General features: G+C 35.6%; 1 protein-coding gene. It reads left to right on the top strand.

Annotated features, from left to right (window positions below; translation table 11 throughout):
- A partial coding sequence (locus AOA60_RS01205) for a patatin-like phospholipase family protein (protein ID WP_178075299.1) occupies positions 1 to 236 on the top strand: 236 nt, incomplete at both ends.

Below are 236 nucleotides of genomic sequence, written 5' to 3'. Positions count from 1 at the left end.
GGCGCGTTACAAGCATTAGACCGAAAGGAAATATATTTTGACAGAATTGCTGGAACTAGTGCAGGAGCAATCATGGCAACACTAATAAAAGTAGGCTATAAAAGTCATGAAATATCTGATATATTTGAACGTTTAGATCTCCCGGAGTTACTTGATAAAAAGAAATTTCCTTTTCTGTACCCTTTTTATCGTTGGTTAAGACTATATGCCAAAATGGGATTTTACCAAGGTGATGT

Source organism: Pseudomonas sp. 2822-17 (genome assembly GCF_002742485.1).
GTDB lineage: Bacteria > Pseudomonadota > Gammaproteobacteria > Pseudomonadales > Pseudomonadaceae > Aquipseudomonas > Aquipseudomonas cyclaminis.
The sequence above is the reverse complement of the archived record's forward strand: the minus strand, read 5'-3'. Positions and strand labels throughout refer to the sequence as shown.